At 61.0% G+C, this 17,919-nt stretch carries 16 protein-coding genes; 2 read left to right on the top strand and 14 right to left on the bottom strand.

Going from position 1 to position 17,919, the window contains the following annotated elements; genetic code table 11:
• The first annotated feature begins 121 nt into the window (after positions 1 to 121).
• Both ACVVH8_RS15055 and ACVVH8_RS15050 read left to right on the top strand, forming a co-directional pair.
• Entirely contained in the window at positions 122 to 1,249 is a 1,128-nt protein-coding gene (locus ACVVH8_RS15055; protein ID WP_475224504.1) for an acyl-CoA dehydrogenase, read from the top strand.
• Positions 1,250 to 1,265: 16 nt separating this feature from the next.
• Positions 1,266 to 2,039, top strand: coding sequence for an enoyl-CoA hydratase (locus ACVVH8_RS15050; protein ID WP_212808878.1), 774 nt, complete (start codon positions 1,266 to 1,268; stop codon positions 2,037 to 2,039).
• A gap of 121 nt (positions 2,040 to 2,160) precedes the next feature.
• Here the strand turns inward: ACVVH8_RS15050 and ACVVH8_RS15045 are convergent, their stop codons facing one another.
• From ACVVH8_RS15045 to arnB, 14 genes are all read right to left on the bottom strand, one after another.
• A complete protein-coding gene (locus ACVVH8_RS15045) occupies positions 2,161 to 3,312 on the bottom strand; it encodes an acyl-CoA dehydrogenase family protein (protein WP_212808877.1) in 1,152 nt (383 codons plus the stop codon).
• A gap of 3 nt (positions 3,313 to 3,315) precedes the next feature.
• The gene (locus ACVVH8_RS15040) at positions 3,316 to 4,422 is read right to left on the bottom strand and encodes an enoyl-CoA hydratase/isomerase family protein (protein WP_475224502.1); all 1,107 of its coding nucleotides are present in this window, start codon (positions 4,420 to 4,422) and stop codon (positions 3,316 to 3,318) included.
• 163 nt (positions 4,423 to 4,585) lie between these two features.
• Entirely contained in the window at positions 4,586 to 5,275 is a 690-nt protein-coding gene (locus tag ACVVH8_RS15035) for an HPP family protein (RefSeq protein ID WP_475224499.1), read from the bottom strand.
• Between the two features lie 154 nt (positions 5,276 to 5,429).
• On the bottom strand, positions 5,430 to 6,608 hold the full coding sequence (locus ACVVH8_RS15030) for an MFS transporter (RefSeq protein WP_475224497.1): 1,179 nt from the start codon (positions 6,606 to 6,608) through the stop codon (positions 5,430 to 5,432).
• A gap of 118 nt (positions 6,609 to 6,726) precedes the next feature.
• On the bottom strand, positions 6,727 to 7,245 hold the full coding sequence (locus ACVVH8_RS15025) for a GNAT family N-acetyltransferase (RefSeq protein WP_475224494.1): 519 nt from the start codon (positions 7,243 to 7,245) through the stop codon (positions 6,727 to 6,729).
• 35 nt (positions 7,246 to 7,280) lie between these two features.
• The gene (locus tag ACVVH8_RS15020; protein WP_475231189.1) at positions 7,281 to 8,876 is read right to left on the bottom strand and encodes an ArnT family glycosyltransferase; all 1,596 of its coding nucleotides are present in this window, start codon (positions 8,874 to 8,876) and stop codon (positions 7,281 to 7,283) included.
• Entirely contained in the window at positions 8,873 to 10,252 is a 1,380-nt protein-coding gene (locus ACVVH8_RS15015; RefSeq protein WP_103302028.1) for a UDP-glucose dehydrogenase family protein, read from the bottom strand. Before ACVVH8_RS15015 ends, ACVVH8_RS15020 begins: the two co-directional genes overlap by 4 nt.
• Entirely contained in the window at positions 10,249 to 10,653 is a 405-nt protein-coding gene (gene arnF / locus ACVVH8_RS15010; RefSeq protein ID WP_103302027.1) for a 4-amino-4-deoxy-L-arabinose-phosphoundecaprenol flippase subunit ArnF, read from the bottom strand. Before arnF ends, ACVVH8_RS15015 begins: the two co-directional genes overlap by 4 nt.
• Complete coding sequence (arnE, locus tag ACVVH8_RS15005; RefSeq protein ID WP_401296298.1) at positions 10,650 to 10,994, bottom strand: 4-amino-4-deoxy-L-arabinose-phosphoundecaprenol flippase subunit ArnE; 345 nt, start codon at positions 10,992 to 10,994, stop codon at positions 10,650 to 10,652. Before arnE ends, arnF begins: the two co-directional genes overlap by 4 nt.
• Positions 10,991 to 12,643: a lipid IV(A) 4-amino-4-deoxy-L-arabinosyltransferase gene (arnT, locus tag ACVVH8_RS15000; protein WP_475224492.1), complete on the bottom strand. Its 1,653-nt coding sequence runs from the start codon at positions 12,641 to 12,643 to the stop codon at positions 10,991 to 10,993. Before arnT ends, arnE begins: the two co-directional genes overlap by 4 nt.
• Positions 12,640 to 13,524, bottom strand: coding sequence for a 4-deoxy-4-formamido-L-arabinose-phosphoundecaprenol deformylase (gene arnD / locus ACVVH8_RS14995; protein ID WP_315445463.1), 885 nt, complete (start codon positions 13,522 to 13,524; stop codon positions 12,640 to 12,642). Before arnD ends, arnT begins: the two co-directional genes overlap by 4 nt.
• A complete protein-coding gene (arnA, locus tag ACVVH8_RS14990) occupies positions 13,524 to 15,530 on the bottom strand; it encodes a bifunctional UDP-4-amino-4-deoxy-L-arabinose formyltransferase/UDP-glucuronic acid oxidase ArnA (protein WP_475224489.1) in 2,007 nt (668 codons plus the stop codon). Before arnA ends, arnD begins: the two co-directional genes overlap by 1 nt.
• Positions 15,527 to 16,561 carry an undecaprenyl-phosphate 4-deoxy-4-formamido-L-arabinose transferase gene (gene arnC, locus ACVVH8_RS14985; protein WP_103302022.1) on the bottom strand — a complete coding sequence of 345 codons (1,035 nt, stop codon included), beginning with the start codon at positions 16,559 to 16,561 and terminating at the stop codon, positions 15,527 to 15,529. Before arnC ends, arnA begins: the two co-directional genes overlap by 4 nt.
• Positions 16,558 to 17,706 carry a UDP-4-amino-4-deoxy-L-arabinose aminotransferase gene (arnB, locus tag ACVVH8_RS14980; protein ID WP_475224486.1) on the bottom strand — a complete coding sequence of 383 codons (1,149 nt, stop codon included), beginning with the start codon at positions 17,704 to 17,706 and terminating at the stop codon, positions 16,558 to 16,560. The genes arnC and arnB overlap by 4 nt, the downstream gene beginning before the upstream one ends.
• Positions 17,707 to 17,919 lie beyond the last annotated feature (213 nt).

The following is a 17,919-nucleotide window of genomic DNA, read 5'->3' as shown; positions in this document are numbered from 1 at the left end:
GAGCGGGCTTGCCCGCGATAGCGGTGGGTCATGTAGCAGATATGTTTGCTGACACGACCCCATCGCGGGCAAGCCCGCTCCCACAGGGTTTTGTGTTGTCACCCGGATTTAAGGATTCACCATGATTCCCAACGAAGACCAAACCCAGATCCGCGACATGGCCCGGCAATTTGCCGAGGAACGGCTCAAGCCGTTCGCTGCCGAGTGGGATCGCGAGCACCGTTTCCCCAAGGAGGCCATCGGCGAGATGGCCGAACTGGGCTTCTTCGGCATGCTCGTGCCGGAGCTGTGGGGCGGATGTGACACCGGTTATCTGGCCTACGCCATGGCCCTGGAAGAAATCGCTGCCGGTGATGGCGCCTGCTCGACCATCATGAGCGTGCACAACTCGGTGGGTTGCGTGCCGATTCTCAAGTTCGGCAACGACGACCAGCGCGAACGCTTCCTCAAGCCATTGGCCAGTGGCGCGATGCTCGGCGCGTTCGCCCTGACCGAACCGCAGGCCGGTTCCGACGCCAGCAGCCTGAAAACCCGTGCGCGTCTTGAAGGCGATCACTACGTGCTCAACGGCTGCAAACAGTTCATCACTTCCGGGCAGAACGCCGGGATCGTCATCGTGTTTGCGGTGACCGATCCGAGTGCCGGCAAGCGCGGCATCACTGCGTTTATCGTGCCGACCGATTCGCCGGGCTACAAAGTCGCCCGCGTCGAAGACAAGCTCGGCCAGCACGCCTCGGACACCTGCCAGATCCTCTTTGAAGACCTCAAAGTCCCGGTCGCCAACCGACTGGGTGAGGAGGGCGAGGGCTACAAAATCGCCTTGGCCAACCTTGAAGGCGGCCGCGTCGGCATCGCCTCGCAATCGGTGGGCATGGCCCGTGCCGCGTTTGAAGCGGCGCGTGATTACGCCCGAGAGCGCGACACCTTCGGCAAGCCGATCATCGAGCATCAAGCCGTGGCGTTCCGCCTCGCCGACATGGCCACGCAAATCGCCGTCGCTCGGCAAATGGTGCATTACGCCGCCGCCCTGCGCGACAGTGGCCAACCGGCGCTGGTCGAAGCCTCCATGGCCAAGTTGTTCGCTTCGGAAATGGCCGAGAGGGTCTGCTCGATGGCGTTGCAAACCCTCGGCGGTTACGGTTACCTCAACGACTTCCCGCTGGAGCGTATCTACCGCGACGTGCGCGTCTGCCAGATCTACGAAGGCACCAGTGACATTCAGCGCATGGTCATTTCGCGCAATCTTTGAGAAGGAATCTGCATTCATGACTTACGAAACCATTCTGCTGGAAACCCACGGCCGCGTTGGCCTGATCACCTTGAACCGGCCGCAGGCGCTGAATGCCCTGAACGCGCAACTGGTCAGCGAAGTGAACCATGCCCTCGATGGCCTGGAAGCCGATGCGAACATCGGTTGCATCGTCCTCACCGGATCGAAAAAAGCCTTCGCCGCCGGTGCCGACATCAAGGAAATGGCCGAGCTGACCTACCCACAGATCTACATGGACGATCTGTTCAGTGACAGCGACCGCGTCGCCAACCGGCGCAAGCCGATCATTGCCGCAGTCAACGGCTTTGCCCTCGGTGGCGGCTGTGAGCTGGCGTTGATGTGCGACTTCATTCTGGCCGGCGACAACGCCAAATTCGGTCAGCCGGAAATCAACCTCGGCGTGCTGCCGGGCATGGGCGGCACCCAGCGTCTGACCCGCGCCGTGGGCAAGGCCAAGGCCATGGAAATGTGCCTGAGCGGGCGCATGATCGATGCGGTGGAAGCCGAGCGTTGCGGCATCGTTGCGCGGATCGTGCCGAGCGATGAGTTGCTGGAAGAAGCGCTGAAGGTTGCCGCGGTGATCGCCAGCAAGTCGCTGCCGATTGCGATGATGGTCAAGGAAAGCGTCAACCGTGCTTTCGAGGTCAATCTGACTGAAGGCGTGCGTTTCGAGCGCCGGGTGTTCCATGCAGCGTTTGCCACGCAGGATCAAAAGGAAGGAATGGCGGCGTTTGTGGCCAAGCGGACGCCGGATTTTCAGGGCAAATAATACTGCAGTCTTACTGACGTCATCGCTGGCAAGCCAGCTCCCACACAATCTTCGGTGTACACAACATTTGTGATCGACCGAGAACCCTGTGGGAGCTGGCTTGCCAGCGATGCTTTTGCTTTTAGATCTGGTAGTTCTTCAGCTCCCGAGCAATTACCATCCGCTGAATCTCGCTCGACCCTTCATAGATCTGGGTAATCCGCGCATCGCGGTAGTACTTCTCGACCGGATAATCTTCCAGATACCCATACCCGCCATGAATCTGAATCGCCGACGAGCAGACCTTCTCGGCCATTTCCGACGCAAACAGTTTGGCCTGCGAAGCCTCTGACAGACACGGTTTGCCCGCTGTGCGCAGCCGCGCCGCGTGCAGAATCATCAAGCGCGCCGCGTTCAGTTGCATGTGCATGTCGGCCAGCAGATTGGCGATGCTTTGGTGCTCATTGATCGGCTTGCCGAACTGGATACGATCACGCGAATAAACCAGCGCCGCTTCAAACGCCGCACGGGCGATGCCCAGCGCTTGCGCGGCGATGCCGATGCGGCCGCCTTCAAGGTTGGACAGGGCAATCGCCAGACCTTTGCCACGTTCGCCGAGCAGATTGGCCTCGGGAATGCTGCAGTTGTTCAGCGTTACCGCACAGGTGTCGGAGGCGCGGATGCCCATTTTGTGTTCGGTACGGTCGACGATGAAACCCGCCGTGTCGGTCGGGACCAGAAACGCCGAAATACCTTTCTTGCCCAGCTCCGGATCGGTCACTGCAAACACAATCGCCAGTTTCGCCCGTTTGCCGTTGCTGACGAATTGCTTGGCGCCGTTGATCACCCATTGACCGTCACGCAATTCGGCACGGGTGCGCAGGTTGTGCGCTTCGGAACCGGCCTGCGGTTCGGTCAGGCAGAAGCAACCGATGGTTTGCCCACTGGCGAGATCCGCCAGCCAGGTCTGTTTCTGAGCTTCGCTGCCGTAGTTGAGCACCGGGCCGCAACCGACCGAGTTGTGGATGCTCATGAATGCGCCAGTCGCGCCGTCGCCGGCAGAAATCTCTTCGACCGCCAGTGCGTACGCCACGTAGTCGACGTAAGTGCCGCCCCATTCTTCCGGTACGACCATGCCGAGCAGGCCCAGCTCGCCCATCTTCGCCACCAGCGCGTCGTCGATCCAGCCAGCCTTTTCCCAGGCTTGTGCATGGGGTGCGATTTCGCCACGGGCAAAGTCCCGGGCCATGTCGCGGATCATCACTTGTTCTTCTGTCAGTTCGAGATCGTGCATGGCTCAGTTCCCGCTCTCATCAAAACCGTGGAAGAAACTCGCAACATGCGCCGCGTCCAGCGCGGCGAGGGTCGGCGGGTTCCAGCGAGGTGTCTTGTCTTTGTCGATCAGCAGGGCGCGCACGCCTTCGATCAGGTCGCCGCGTTCGAACCACTGGCGATCCAGATGCAGTTCCAGGGCGAAGCAACGTTCCAGGCTCAGATGACGGCCGCGACGGAGCATTTCCAAAGTCGAGGCCATGGCCAGCGGTGAACGGGTTTCCAGCAGGTTGGCGGTGGTAGTCGCCCATTCATGGCTGTCGGCCACGGTCACTGCGCGCAGTTGCTCGACCATGCTCGGTACATCGGGCAGAGCAAAGAAATGGTCGATGGCCGGGCGCAAGGCTTCCAGTGGCGCGTCGGGCAGGGTTTGCACGGCGTGTTTGGCCAGCAGGTTTTGCAGGGCCTTGAGCGGCGTGTCCTGCCACTCCATCTCATCAAGTTTTTCGTCAAGCAGCGCCAGTTGGCTGCTGTCCAGATACCAGTCGGCGAGGCCGCAATACAGCGCGTCGGCAGCACGGATCTGCACGCCGCTGACCCCCAGATAAATGCCCAGCTCACCGGGAATACGCGGCAGGAAGTAACTGCCGCCGACATCCGGGAAATAACCGATGGCCACTTCCGGCATCGCCAGTCGGCTCTTCTCGGTGACCACGCGCAGATCCGCGCCTTGCACCAGGCCCATACCACCGCCGAGGACAAAACCGTCCATCAACGCCAGCACCGGTTTGCGGTAATGATGAATCGTCAGGTCGAGGGCGTATTCCTCGACGAAGAAATCTTCGTGCAGCGTGTCGCCGCTTTTGAAACTGTCGTACAGGGAACGAATATCGCCACCGGCGCAGAAGGCTTTTTCACCGGCACCGCGCAGCACGACTGCGTGAACATTGGCATCGCTCGCCCAGGCGTCGAGCTGCTGTTGCAGCAGGCGCACCATGTCGAGGGTAATGGCGTTGAGGCCGGCGGGGCGGTTGAGGGTGAGGTGACCGATGTGGTTGCGAACCTCGGCCAGCACTTCGTTTTGCGTGGCATCCATGGACACAGTCCGCGGGGATGAAGCCTGAGCAGTCATCACTAACTCCCTGCTTTTATTGTCTTTATTCGAGAAGCTCGCGCGCGAGCGTTAGCGGATCGTAACAGTGCAAATTTGCCCTGTACAACGGGGATATGTGCAGGGTCTGTCTGCGTTTTTACCTTAGACACAAGATCGCCTTTGTGGCGAGGGATCTCAGCGGCTAACGTGTGAAGACTTCACCGATGCTGCGCCGTTTGGCGTGCTGTTCGCTGGTGTGGATCAGTTGTTCGAGGTCTTCGGGGGTGATGTCGATGAACGCTTCCATGTCCGCCAGTGCCAGTTTCAAGTCTTCAGCGGTGATCGCCTGACTGTCGACCGGTGCCACCGTTGGTGCGGGATCGGCAGCACGTTTCGGATAACGAATCCGCGTCAGGTTGTTGTAAGCGAGGGCGCTGAGCAGCATGCACGCAGCGCCGAGCATCACCGGCCCCATGGCTGTCCAGTCCATGGCGATGGTCACCGGATCTGCCAACACGAGCGTCAACGCCAAGGCACCGGCCGGCGGATGCAGGCAACGCAGCCAGCACATCAGAATCAACGCCATGCCCGCCGCCAGACACGCGCTGCCAAGGGTTCGCCCGAGCACGTGGGCCACCAACAATGCGACGACACCGGCACACAAGTAACCGCCGAGAATCGACCAAGGCTGGGCGAGCGCACCGGACGACACAGCGAACAGCAACACCGCCGACGCACCCAACGGGCCGATCAGGTGATAGGCCACGTCATGACCGAACACCTGCGCACACAGCCAAACGCTGAACAGCGTGCCCAAGGCCATGCCGATGGCGGCGCGGCTCCATTCGGTGGGGCGGGTGTTGATGGCGGCGGGCAACCAGCGAGCAAGCATGCAGATCAGATCCTGTAAAAAATTGCGGGCAAAAAAAAGGACTGTCCGGCAATCCGGAAAGCCCTCGAAGTGTTCCAACATTGGGGGAGGAACGTGCACAGTGTGCCGATCATTCACGATGCTGACAAATTCATATTAATGCAGTTTCAGTGCATTATTTTTGAACTGACGCCACTCTTCGGCCGCTGACAAAACACAGATAACCGCCCAACGCCGCCAACGCGCTGAGCGCGTAAAACATGCTCGGCGCCGGCGTGTGCATCAGCAGGAATCCACACATCACCGGACTCGCCGCACCGCCGAGTGCCGCCAGGTTCTGCGCGCCGTAGTAGCTGCCACGCAACTCCTCTGGGGCCAGCGTATCAACGAAGAGGAAATCCGCCGGGTAGATGATCATTTCGCCCAAGGTGAAGATGAACATCGCCACGCACCAGCCCACGAGGCTGTCGGCCAGGCTGAAACCGATCAGACCGACAATGAACAACGCCGTGCCACCGGCAATCCACTGGCGCAAGTACTCGCGTTTGAGCAAGCGGCCGATCTGGTATTGCAACAGGATCACCGTGATCGCGTTGCAGGCGAGCAGGGCGGCCATGGTGTCCAGCGTCTGTTGCTGGGTGTGGGTCACCAGCAGGTATTGCGACAGGTACAACGTGAAACGCCCGTGCACCAGCGTGCTGAGAAGGCAACCGAGGGTGAACAGGATCATCGTGCGATCGTTCTTGAGGATGATCAGCGTATTCAAAAAGCTTTGTGGCTGGCCGACTGGCGAGATCGGGCTGGCCTCTTTCGCGGCGCCGAGCAGCAGAAAAATACTGCCAATGGCAATCGCGCCGGCAACGATGAAGGGCGCGGAAGGCTGGATGCCGGCAATCACCACGCCGATCATCGGCCCAACCGCATAGCCGATATTGGTCAGCGTGTAATTCAGCGAGAACGCCTTGACCCGCTGGCCGACCGGCAGGTTTTCACTGAGGATCGCCTTGGAGCAGATCAGGAACAGCGCCGACGCGGTCTCGCTGATGATCAGCACCAGGGTGACCAGATACAGGTTCTGCGCGAAGGTCAGCAGCATCAGGCCGATACCGCTGGAGAGCATCGTCACAATCAGCAACTGACGCTTGTCGAGTTTGTCGATGATGTAGCCGCCGTACAGCGACAACAGCGTCGCGCTGAACACTGCGACGCCCAGCAGCAGGCCGACGTCCTGCGGGTTGAGGCCGAGTTTGTTGCTGAGGAACAGGGTCAGCAGCGGACTGATCAGGGCACGGCTGACGACGACGGTCAGCGAGCTGATCATCAGTCGGCGAATGAGGCGCGAGTAGGTGGCCACGAAGAGGTCAACGTCCTTATTTCAAATGCGAGAGGCGCGCCGTCATCCTCCCCGGCTCTCGCCCGGCGGTCAACCTGACACACCGACATGCCCATGTAGGAGCTGGTTTTGAGTGTTGTCAGGGAAGTGGCAGGCGCATCGCGCAACGTCTTTCGCCGGGGAAACCGTGGTTGATTTCGGTTTGCAGGGCGGTCAGCAGATGCGGTGGCGTGTCTTCAGCGCCGAGCACGATAAACCCGAGGCGCTGATAGAACGGCGCATTCCACGGCAGGTCGCGAAAGGTGGTCAGGGTTACGGCCTGCAATTGCATCTGACGCGCGTGCTCAATGGCCGCTGATACCAACGCACGCCCCATGCCTTGCCCCTGAAAATCCTGACTCACCGACAGCTCTTCGATGTGCAATTGACTGTCGATTTCCAGTGCCCGAAGAAACCCCGCCAGTGACTGGTCAGCACCTTCAACCACCCAAACGCACATCTGCTCGATGGCCTGCACATGTTGCGCACTATCTGGCACTTCGGCGTCGGCGAGCCAGGCGAGGTTAGGGTCGAGACGAAACAGCCCGGCAGCCGAGCGTTCGATGGCGGGGAGGGCGGCCGCGTCAGCAGGGCTGGCGCGGCGGACGATGAAAGTCATGTCGGGACGAGTCCTGTCGAGCAAAGCCCGACAGATTACGGTTTCAGCCACAGCAGGACATAGTCGTTTTTATCGAAACGCCCACTCAACACCGGTTCCAGCGTTTGCAGCGGCGTGCCCGCGAGTGCCTTGAAGTCATTGCGATCCATCATCAGCCACGCCGGGCCTTTGAGTGCTTCCAGATCCTGCACGGTTTCGCTGAACTGCGGTTGCAGATCCTGTTCGAGGTTGACCATGAACTTGATCGCTTTGGCATCTTTGCCCATGCCGTGCAGCACCAGTGGCGCCGGGTTTTGTTGAACCTGGGCGAACACTTCACGACTGAAGGTGCGGGTGTCGTACATCTGCCGCTCAACCGGTTCGAACACCATGGCATATACCGCCCACAACGCCAGCACCGCGCTGAATGCCATGACCTCGGCACGCCAGCGCGGCTGCAACAGGCGCGACAATGCAAACGCTTGCAGCACGCCAAGCACGATCAACACGCCTGCCAACCCAATTTGCAACTCCGGAACCCGCCGCCGCGCAACCAGCAACACCACCATCAACAACCCCGGCGTCAGCAGCCATAGCCCTTGAATCAGGCCGCGCAACCAGACGAACACGCGACCGTGCGCCACCTGAAACGGATATGCCGCGATGATCGCCGCCATCGGCAACATCGGCAGCAGATACCGTGCCTTCTTCGCCTGCGGGATCGACAGCCCGACCATCACGATCAACCCCGCCGCCGCGCAATATTGCACCAGGCGCAAGGCCGGCCCGCGCTGGTGCGGTTTGCTCAGCCATGCGCAAGCCAACGCCAATAAGGCCAAGGGATACGCCAGCGCGTAGTTGCCGAGTGAACTGGTGAAGTAATACAACGAACCGCTGACACCCTCGCTGCCGTCCATGCGCCCCATGAACTGCATGCGGATCACGTCCTGCATGAACCCCGGACCACCGCTGACCTGCGCCAGCCACAACAACAGCCCGACGCACGCCACCAGCAACAGCGCCGCGAGCCCGCCGAACATCAGCAATCGCGACCATTGCCGATTGAGCAGGTAATAACTGCACAGCATCCCGGTCGGCACCACCAGCCCGATCGGCCCGCGAATACCGAAACCGAGCAGTAGCAACACAAAGATCAGCGACCAGCGCCGTCCACCACTGAAATGATCATGGGCATAACCGAGATAGAACACGGCAAACGCCACAGCGGCGAGCATCAGGTCCTGCGACACCGCACGCACTTCAGTGACGAAGGTGCCGGTGAGCATCAGCAAGGCAATGCTGATCAGCGCCCAACGCCGCGAATACGGCGCGAGCAGGCGATACATCAACGTCACCATCACGGCCCCGGCGACAGCGCTCGGCGCCCAGGCGGTTAAGGCGTTGACCGTGCCGAACGGCAGCGACAGCAGCCAGACAAACCACGTCGACAGCGCCGAGTAGTCCGCGTACGGCTCACCGTAAGTGGTGGGAAACACCGTCGGCCCGTGGCGCAGCATTTCCTGCGCGAACAGCACAAAACGTGAATCAAAACCGATAGGGGCCTGCCCGTAGACCCCGGCGATCAACAATAAAAACGCCAGCAGCCCTGCGATCAGGGACTGCCGGCGAATGGCAGGCGTCAGCGTAATCAAGCGACGTCGGACGCGTGCGGCCACTGTTGCAGCGGGATCGGTAACTTGCGCGATTCGCCACGGCCCATCGGGAAATACTGGAAGCCGTTGCGCGCCAGGCGCTCGGCGTCATACAGGTTGCGACCGTCGAAGATTACCGGTGTGTTGAGACGCTGCTTGATCAGGTCGAAATCCGGCGCCTTGAACTGCTGCCATTCAGTGCAGATGATCAGCGCATCGGCGCCGGGCAATACCGATTCAGGCGTACCCATCAGCATCAGTTTCGACTCATCCGGGTAGAGACTCTGGGTTTCCTGCATGGCTTCCGGATCGAATGCGCGCACGCTGGCACCGGCCGCCCACAATTCTTCCAGCAACACCCGGCTCGGTGCATCGCGCATGTCATCGGTGTTGGGCTTGAAGGCCAGGCCCCACAGGGCGAAGGTCTTGCCGCGCAAATCACCCTTGTAGAACGCGTTGATGCGCTCGAACAGCTTGTGTTTCTGCCGTTGGTTGATCGCCTCGACCGCTTGCAGCAGATCGCTGGAGCAGTGCGCTTCTTCGGCGCTGTGGATCAATGCGCGCATGTCTTTCGGGAAGCACGAACCGCCATAGCCGCAACCCGGGTAGATAAAGTGATAGCCGATGCGCGTGTCGGCACCGATGCCCTGACGCACCGACTCAATGTCGGCACCGAGGTGTTCGGCCAGTTCGGCGATCTGGTTGATGAAGCTGATCTTGGTCGCCAGCATGCAGTTGGCCGCGTACTTGGTCAGCTCGGCGCTGCGCAGGTCCATGAACATGATGCGGTCATGGTTGCGGTTGAACGGCGAATACAAGTCGCGCATGACATCGCGCACTTCATCGCCTTCGCAGCCGATAACAATGCGATCCGGCCGGCGGCAATCCGCGACGGCGGAGCCTTCCTTGAGAAACTCCGGGTTGGAGACGATATCGAATTGCAGCAGGCGACCGACCTTGATCAGGGCCTTTTCGATGTGCGTGCGCAGGGTGTCGCCGGTGCCCACTGGCACCGTGGATTTCTCCACGATGATCAACGGCTGTTCACGATGCCGGGCAATCGCGTCGCCGACCGAAAGCACATAACGCAGATCCGCCGAACCGTCTTCACGGGACGGTGTGCCGACTGCGATAAATGCGACCCGACCGTGCTGCACGGCGAGTTTTTCATCGGTGGTGAACAGCAGGCGTTTCGAATCCAGGCCCTCACGCACCAGACTGGCCAGCCCCGGTTCGAAGATGCTGACGTGGCCCTGGCGCAACAGGTCGACTTTCTTTTGATCGACGTCCATGCACACGACGTCATGGCCGACCTCAGCCAGTACTGCGGCCTGCACCAGGCCGACATATCCGCTACCAAATACTGTGATTTTCATGGAGCACTCCTGAATTCGGGCGCACGAGCCGGACGAGTGTTGATAGTGATGACCCCGAGCATGACCAGCGCCACGCCCAGTGATTTAGTGAAACTGAAGGATTCGTTGAACAGCGGCAGGCTGGCCGCCAACAGGTACACCAGCGCATAGCTGATGCTCAGCAGCGAATAGGCGCGGCCCAGCGGCAGATCGCGCAGGGCGGCGAGCCAGCAGAGCATCGACAGTGCGTAGGCGACGATCGCCGCGACAACAACCGCCAGCGCACGCAGGTCGATACTGTCCAGCGCAAGCCAATGGTCCGGCGCCGGCAGGCGCGTCATGCTCCAGCGCATGCCCAGTTGTGCGGCGCTGACCAACAACACGCTGCCCATGGCGAAGGTGATTCCACGACGCTGGTTCATGATTGTTGCCCCAGCAAAACCACGCCGCCGATCACCAGCGCCACGCCAAGCCAATGCTGACGGTCGATGGGTTCACGGAAAACGAAGCGCGCGATCAGGGTGATCAACACGAAGTTGAGGCTGAGCATCGGGTAGGCGATGCCGACTTCCAGACGCTGCAGCACCAACAGCCAGACCAGCAGGCCCGAGCCCAGCGCGAGCAACGCCAGCCACAACCACGGCGAGCGCAGTTTGTCGGCCCAGGACGACTCGACACCGCGCCAACTTTCCACGGCGTACTTTTGCGCGACCTGCCCGAGGCAGGTCAGCAGGCAGGCGAGCAACAGCAGCAACAGGCTCATGACGCCTCCTTGGGCAGAATCATGATCACCAGGTTGCCCTGCTCATAACGCACGCCGTCCTTTGGCAGTCTGTCGATTTCGTCCAGTTCGTCTTGCCCCTTGACGCGCATCACCACGCCGACCGAACCGCTGCGGCGCGCCTCGCGCATCCACTGTTGAACCTGTTCGGGATCGACCCGTTGTTGAATACCGTCAGGATAGGCAAGGCCATATTTCAATTCGCCTATCGTGTTGTACAACCCCACTTGCGGGCGTTTCAGCCGCCAGGCCAGGGCCGACGCGGCGCCTAGATCGTTGCTCAACAGATGCTCGGCCTGCGCCAGTTCGCTGACGTGATGCTTGATGAACTGATCAGGTGTCTTGTTGGCGATGACCGATTTTGGCAATGCCGCCGGCAACAGCGCGATCAGCAACAGACTGCCGAAGGCCGGCGCCGCCCAGCATTGCAAGGGCAGGAAGGCTTGCAACAGGTTGGCGATGATCCAGCCGATCAGCGCGATGAACACCAGCACCAGGCTGTGCAGTTCATGGTCATAAATCGGCCGCGTCAGCTGCACATACACCAGCGCAATCAGCACCGCGATTCCGAGCACCAGATTCAGCAAACCATTGATGCCCAACGCTCGACCTTGCTCCAGCCGCAGGCGATCGGCCAGCACGTTGCCGAGCAACAACGCCATCGGCAACAGGCACGGCAGGATGTACGTCGGCAGTTTGCCGTTGCTCAGGCTGAAGAACGCCAGCGGCATCAGCAACCACAGCAACAGAAACACCACTTTGGGCTGAGTACGGCTCTGCCATGCCTGCTTGAAAGCAGTCGGCAACAACCCCACCCACGGCAGACTGAACGCCACCAGCAGTGGCAGATAAAACCACCACGGCGCATCGTGCTGGGCATCGTCCCCGGCGAACCGGCGAATGTGTTCATGCCAGAAGAAGAACCGCCAGTAGTCCGGTTCCTGCGCATGCACCGCCAGCGCCCACGGCAAGCTGACAATGATCGCCACAGCAATCGCCACCGGGCCGTACAGCAGCAGTTCGCGCCAGCGTTTTTGCCAAAGCATCCACGGCAAGGCGATCAGCACCGGCAACACCCAGGCGAGAAAACCCTTGGTCATGAAGCCCATACCGCAGGCGAATCCCAGCACAGCCCACGCGGCCATGCGTTGACCGCTGCTTTGACTGTCGACGGCAAACCACAGCGCCACCAGGCTCAGGTTGACCCAAAAGGTGAATTGCGGATCGAGGTTGGCGTAGCCCGATTGCCCGGCAACCACGGTGAAACTCATGTAGAGCAGGGCGCAGACGAAGCTTTTGCGCGGCTCGTTCCACAGGCGCCGGGCGATCAGGTAGCAGAGCAACACGCTCAAACCCGTGCTCAGCGCCGAAGCGAAGCGCACGCCAAACAGGTTCTGACCGAACAATTCCTGCCCCAGCGCGATCATCCAGTAGCCGGCAATCGGCTTCTCGAAATAGCGCAGGCTCATGAAATGCGGCGACACCCAGTTGCCGCTCAGCAGCATGTCCTGACTGATCTGTGCGTAGCGGGTCTCGTCGGGAATCCACAAGCCATGGCTGCCCAGCGGCAGCAGGTAGGCCAGCAGACAGATCGCCAACAACAGCAGCGGCAGTGTCCAGCGTTTAGTCATGCGCCTTGCACTCCCAGCCAGCCTTCGCGGCCATCGAGGGCGCCGCGCTGCACGCGCCCCACGGGCAAGGTGTTGAAGAACTCGGGCAACAAGTCGCCCAGCGGGGTGAAGTCGATGTTGCGCTGGCGCGCATCGGCCAGCAGTTGACGAAAGTCCTGAGCCATCAGAATCCCTTCTACTTCGGCATGAATGGTGTAGACGTTGAGTTGTCGCGGCAGAAAGTGATCGAGGATGAAGCGGTTGAAATCCCGCGCCGCAACGATGGGGCCGACGACTTCGTCGAAGGTCGGCAGATCCACCGGAATCTGCGGCGTGCCCGGTGTGCCGTCAGCCAGCAGCGGACGGAACACTCGCGTGCCTCGGCAATCGCTGTTGTAGCGAAAGCCGAACGCCTGCTTGGCTTCAATCACGCGCTCGTCGGCACGCCAACCGGCAGCGGCCGAACAGGTGACCTTCTCGCCAAGAATGTCGCTCAAGGTGTCGACGCCCTGACGGATCTGCTCGATCAGTTGCTGATCGCTCCAGCGCCCGGCATTGGCCTGCCAGCCGTGGTGATCCCAGGCGTGCAGGCCGACCTCATGCCCGGCGTCTCGGGCCTGACGCATCAGGTGCCCGAGTTCGCGGCCAATCGGTTTGCCCGGCCACGCGGTACCGGCCAGCAAAATGTCCCAGCCATACAGGCCGGCCGCGTTGGAACGGAGCATCTTCCAGAGGAACTGCGGGCGGATCAGGCGCCACAGATGCCGGCCCATATTGTCCGGGCCGACACTGAAGAAGAACGTTGCCTTGATCTGCGCTTCGTCGAGCATTTCCAGCAGACGCGGCACACCCTCACGGGTGCCGCGAAAGGTATCGACGTCGATGCGTAGACCGGCCTGCATCAGCCTGCCTCTTTGTTCGAGTGCTCCGCGATTTCGAGCATGGCTTCACGCAAGAAGAAGTCCAGCGTATTGCCGATGGTCTCGCGCATTTCCACGGTCGGCGTCCAGTCCAGCAGGCGCTTGGCGTTGGCGATGCTCGGTTTGCGGTGTTCGACGTCCTGGTAACCGGCGCCGTAGAACGCCTTGCTCTCGACGTCGCGGAAACCGGCGAACGGCGGGAAGTTGTGGCGCAGCGGATGCGCTTCGAACTGGCGCAGCAACTCTTCGCCCAACTGGCGGATGCTCGCTTCATTGTCCGGGTTGCCGATGTTGATGATCTGGCCGTTGCAGACGTCGTTGTCGTTATCGATGATCCGCGCCAGTGCTTCGACGCCGTCGGCGATGTCAGTGAAGCAACGTTTTTGCTCACCGCCGTCGAACAGACGAATCGGCGTGCCTTCCACCAGATTGAGGATCAGTTGGGTGATTGCCCGGGAGCTGCCGATGCGCGCCGAATCCAGACGATCAAGACGCGGGCCCATCCAGTTGAAAGGCCGGAACAGGGTGAAATTCAGGCCCTTGGCGCCGTAGGCCCAGATCACCCGGTCGAGCAGTTGCTTGGACACCGAGTAGATCCAGCGCTGCTTGTTGATCGGCCCGACGATCAGGTTGGATTTGTCTTCGTCGAAGTTCTTGTCCTGGCACATGCCATAGACTTCCGAGGTCGACGGGAAGATCACGCGCTTGTTGTATTTGACGCAGTAGCGCACCAGCTTGAGGTTTTCTTCAAAGTCGAGTTCGAACACCCGCAGCGGATTGCGCGTGTATTCGATCGGCGTGGCGATGGCCACCAGCGGCAGGACCACGTCGCACTTCTTGATGTGGTACTCGATCCACTCGGAGTGAATGCTGATGTCGCCTTCGACGAAGTGAAAACGCGGATGGCTGCGCAGACGCTCGATGGCGTCGGAGCCGATATCCAGACCATAGACTTCATAGCGGTCATCACGCAGCAGACGCTCGGACAAGTGATTGCCGATGAAACCGTTGACGCCGAGGATCAGCACGCGAGTGCGACGTGGGCCACGGCCGGACTCGGCGCCGCGCAGCAGCGAGCCGTCGACCAGACCGAGTTCGTTGGCCAGTTGCGGGCCGCTCAGGTACAGACCGTTGTCGTTGCGCTGCCCCGAGAGAATCACCAACGAATCTTCGCCACAAGCAATGCGCAGCGGATCGACGCTGATCACCCGGCCCGGCGCCTGGCCTTCGTTGCCTTTGGCAACTTCGGCGCTCCAGACAATCAGTTTGTGCTCGCCCACGGCGCAAAAGGCGCCCGGGTACGGTTGAGTCACGGCGCGGACCAGGTTGAACAGCTGCTCGGCGGGTTGCGCCCAGACCAGTTTGCCGTCCGCTGCGGTACGGCGACCGAACACCGTGGCTTGGGTTTCGTCCTGCACGGTTTCGCTGATCTTGCCTTGCAGCATCGCCGGCAGGGTGTCGTGCAGCAGATCGCTGGCGGCGGTGCGCAGTTTGCCGTGCAGGCTCAACGCTGTGTCGCTGCGCTCGATGGCCACGCGCTGCTGGGCGACGATGGCGCCGGCATCGGCACGTTTGACCATGCGGTGCAGGGTCACGCCGGTTTCGGTTTCGCCGTTGACCAGCACCCAGTTGGCCGGCGCGCGACCCCGGTAGCGTGGCAGCAACGAGCCGTGCAGGTTGAACGCGCCTTTTTTTGCGGTGGCCAGCAGCGCCTCACTCAGCAGGTTGCGGTAGTAGAAGGAGAAAATGTAATCCGGGTCGAGCTTGGCGATGCGCTCGATCCACAGTGGGTGATTGGCGTCCTCCGGCGCATGCACCGGAATGCCTTTGTTTGCACACAATTGCGCGACCGAGGCGTAGAAAGCGTTCTCTTTCGGGTCATCGGCGTGAGTGAACACCGCGGCGATGTCGAAGCCGCCGTCAAGCAGGGCTTGAATGCCGGCGCAGCCGATATCGTGGTAAGCGAAGACAACAGTTTTTGCACTCATGAGAGAACCTGACCGGTAGTAGAAGTTGTAGACGGAGTAGAGGACAGACCATCAACGGTGACGGCCGGCGCCGGCGTAGCGGGGTGGCTGCGCAGGACCTTTTCAATGAAGAAACGCGGGCGGGCGCGCACGTCGCTGTACATGCGTCCCAGGTATTCGCCGAGCAGGCCCATGCCGATGAACTGGCCACCGGTAAACACGAACAGCACCGCGAACAGCACGAACATGCCGTCACCGGCCCAGCCGGAACCAAAAGCCAGACGCATGACAATCAGCGCGAACGCAAACAGCAGACCGAGCCCGGCCATGGTGAAACCGACGATGCTCAGCAAACGCAGCGGCGTGGTGGTCATGCAGGTGATCAGGTCGAACATCAGGTTGATCAGACGCATCGGGCTGTACTTCGAATCGCCATGCTCACGCTCGGCGTGGGCGACGACGATTTCGGTGGTGTGGCGGGCGAAGCTGTTGGCCAGAATCGGGATGAATGTGCTGCGCTCACGGCAGGCGAGCATCGCGTCGATGATCGTGCGGCGGTAAGCGCGGAGCATGCAGCCGTAGTCGCTCATCGCAACGCCGGTTGAGCGTTGCACGGCGAGGTTGATCAGTTTCGACGGGTAGCGGCGCAGCGCCGAATCCTGACGATTGCCGCGCACTGTGCCGACCACGTCGTAGCCTTTTTCGGCCTCGGCGACCAGGCGCGGGATTTCTTCCGGCGGGTTCTGCAGGTCGGCGTCGAGGGTGATCACCACGTCGCCCTTGCACTGCTCGAACCCGGCCATGATCGCCGCGTGCTGGCCGTAGTTGCGGTTGAGGATCACCGCCACAAACGGGCTGTCTTCGCGGCTCGCGGCTTCCTCAAGCAAATTGGCGGACTCGTCACGGCTGCCGTCGTCGACGAGGACGATTTCGTAGTCGTGGCGCAGCATCCGGCACGCCGCTTCGGTGCGGCGCAACAGTTCCGGCAGGCTGTCCTGTTCGTTGTAGACCGGGATGACGATCGACACACAACGGATTGGGTAAGGTTTCACGGGCGTTTGTCCATAAGAGTGGCGATGGCGCCGACCACGCGATCAAGGTCCTGATCGGTCATGTCGGGGAACAACGGAATCGAGCACAGCCGCGCCGAGTTCCATTCGGTGTTGGGCAGATACAGATCGGGGTCACGCTGGCGGTACCAGGTGTGCAGGTGGGTGGCGATGAAATGGATGCCGGTGCCGATGCCCTGATCCTGCAAACCCTTCATGAAGGCTTCGCGGTCCATGCCGCAGCGCTCGCTGCCGATGCGCAGGATGAACAGATGCCAGGCGTGGGTTTGCGCGTAGTCGGGCAGGGCCAGCGGTTGCACCGGCAAGCCTTCGAGCTTTTGCCGGTAAGCAGCGGCCAACTCGGTGCGGCGGGCGTTGATCGCGTCCAGACGCTGCAGCTGTACCAGGGCAATCGCCGCATTGATGTCGGCCAGGTTGTATTTGAAACCCGGTTCCATCACCTGCGCCTGCGGCTTGCGGCCACCGGTGAGACGGTCGTAGGCGTCAACGCCCAGACCATGGAACTTGAGCATGCGCACACGACTGGCCAGCGCTTCGTCGTCAGTGACGAACATCGCGCCTTCGGCACAGGTCATGTTCTTGATCGCGTGGAAAGAAAAGATCGCCGTGCCCTGAGCGCCGACGTGACGGCCCTTGTAACGGGTGCCAGCGGCGTGGGCAGCGTCTTCGATCACCGCGATGCCGTGTTTGTCGGCCAGGGCGTACAGCGGATCGAGATCGAAAGCCGCGCCGGCGTAATGCACCGGAATAATCGCTTTGGTACGCGGGGTGATGGCGGCTTCGATGCGGGCAGCGTCGGTCATCAGTGTGTCGCGGTCGACGTCGACGAACACCGGCGTGGCGCCGATCAGCGAGATCATGTTGGCGGTCGAGACCCAGGTCTGCGATGGCGTGATCACCTCGTCGCCCGGACCAATACCCAACGCCAGCAGGGTGATGTGCATGCCGCCGGTGGCCGAAGACAAGGCAACCGCATGCCGGCAGCCAACGTACTGTGCAAATTGCTCTTCGAGTGCCTGGTTTTTCGGCCCGGTAGTGATCCAGCCGGAACGCAATACTTGCTCTACGGCTGCAATTTCTTCATCACCGATACTGGGGCGAGAGAAGGGGAGAAACGCCTGACTCATGAACACCTCATCACAAACAATCAGTAGAAAACCAACTCGGAAAATCGGATCCAACTTCAGCGTAGACGCAAAAAATTCCTTCGCATCAATAAGTTGCTGAAATGACTTACCGTCGGGGTCAGGTTGACTTTTCGGGCGTTGCGCGGCAGTTTGGGCACCGCCGCCGCGGGTTCTATTGGAATTAAGGTTATGCCCGTTTTTGTGAAAGGAACA

Source organism: Pseudomonas trutticola BRTCR10 (assembly GCF_056155105.1).
The sequence above is the reverse complement of the archived record's forward strand: the minus strand, read 5'-3'. Positions and strand labels throughout refer to the sequence as shown.

Excerpts from the sequence above, each read along its gene's own strand:
- ACVVH8_RS15055 (WP_475224504.1), top strand. The coding sequence starts at position 122 with ATGATTCCCAACGAAGACCAAACCCAGATCCGCGACATGGCCCGGCAA.
- ACVVH8_RS15050 (WP_212808878.1), top strand. The coding sequence starts at position 1,266 with ATGACTTACGAAACCATTCTGCTGGAAACCCACGGCCGCGTTGGCCTG.
- ACVVH8_RS15045 (WP_212808877.1), bottom strand. The coding sequence starts at position 3,312 with ATGCACGATCTCGAACTGACAGAAGAACAAGTGATGATCCGCGACATG.
- ACVVH8_RS15040 (WP_475224502.1), bottom strand. The coding sequence starts at position 4,422 with ATGACTGCTCAGGCTTCATCCCCGCGGACTGTGTCCATGGATGCCACG.
- ACVVH8_RS15035 (WP_475224499.1), bottom strand. The coding sequence starts at position 5,275 with ATGCTTGCTCGCTGGTTGCCCGCCGCCATCAACACCCGCCCCACCGAA.
- ACVVH8_RS15025 (WP_475224494.1), bottom strand. The coding sequence starts at position 7,245 with ATGACTTTCATCGTCCGCCGCGCCAGCCCTGCTGACGCGGCCGCCCTC.
- ACVVH8_RS15015 (WP_103302028.1), bottom strand. The coding sequence starts at position 10,252 with ATGAAAATCACAGTATTTGGTAGCGGATATGTCGGCCTGGTGCAGGCC.
- arnF (WP_103302027.1), bottom strand. The coding sequence starts at position 10,653 with ATGAACCAGCGTCGTGGAATCACCTTCGCCATGGGCAGCGTGTTGTTG.
- arnE (WP_401296298.1), bottom strand. The coding sequence starts at position 10,994 with ATGAGCCTGTTGCTGCTGTTGCTCGCCTGCCTGCTGACCTGCCTCGGG.
- arnT (WP_475224492.1), bottom strand. The coding sequence starts at position 12,643 with ATGACTAAACGCTGGACACTGCCGCTGCTGTTGTTGGCGATCTGTCTG.
- arnD (WP_315445463.1), bottom strand. The coding sequence starts at position 13,524 with ATGCAGGCCGGTCTACGCATCGACGTCGATACCTTTCGCGGCACCCGT.
- arnA (WP_475224489.1), bottom strand. The coding sequence starts at position 15,530 with ATGAGTGCAAAAACTGTTGTCTTCGCTTACCACGATATCGGCTGCGCC.
- arnB (WP_475224486.1), bottom strand. The coding sequence starts at position 17,706 with ATGAGTCAGGCGTTTCTCCCCTTCTCTCGCCCCAGTATCGGTGATGAA.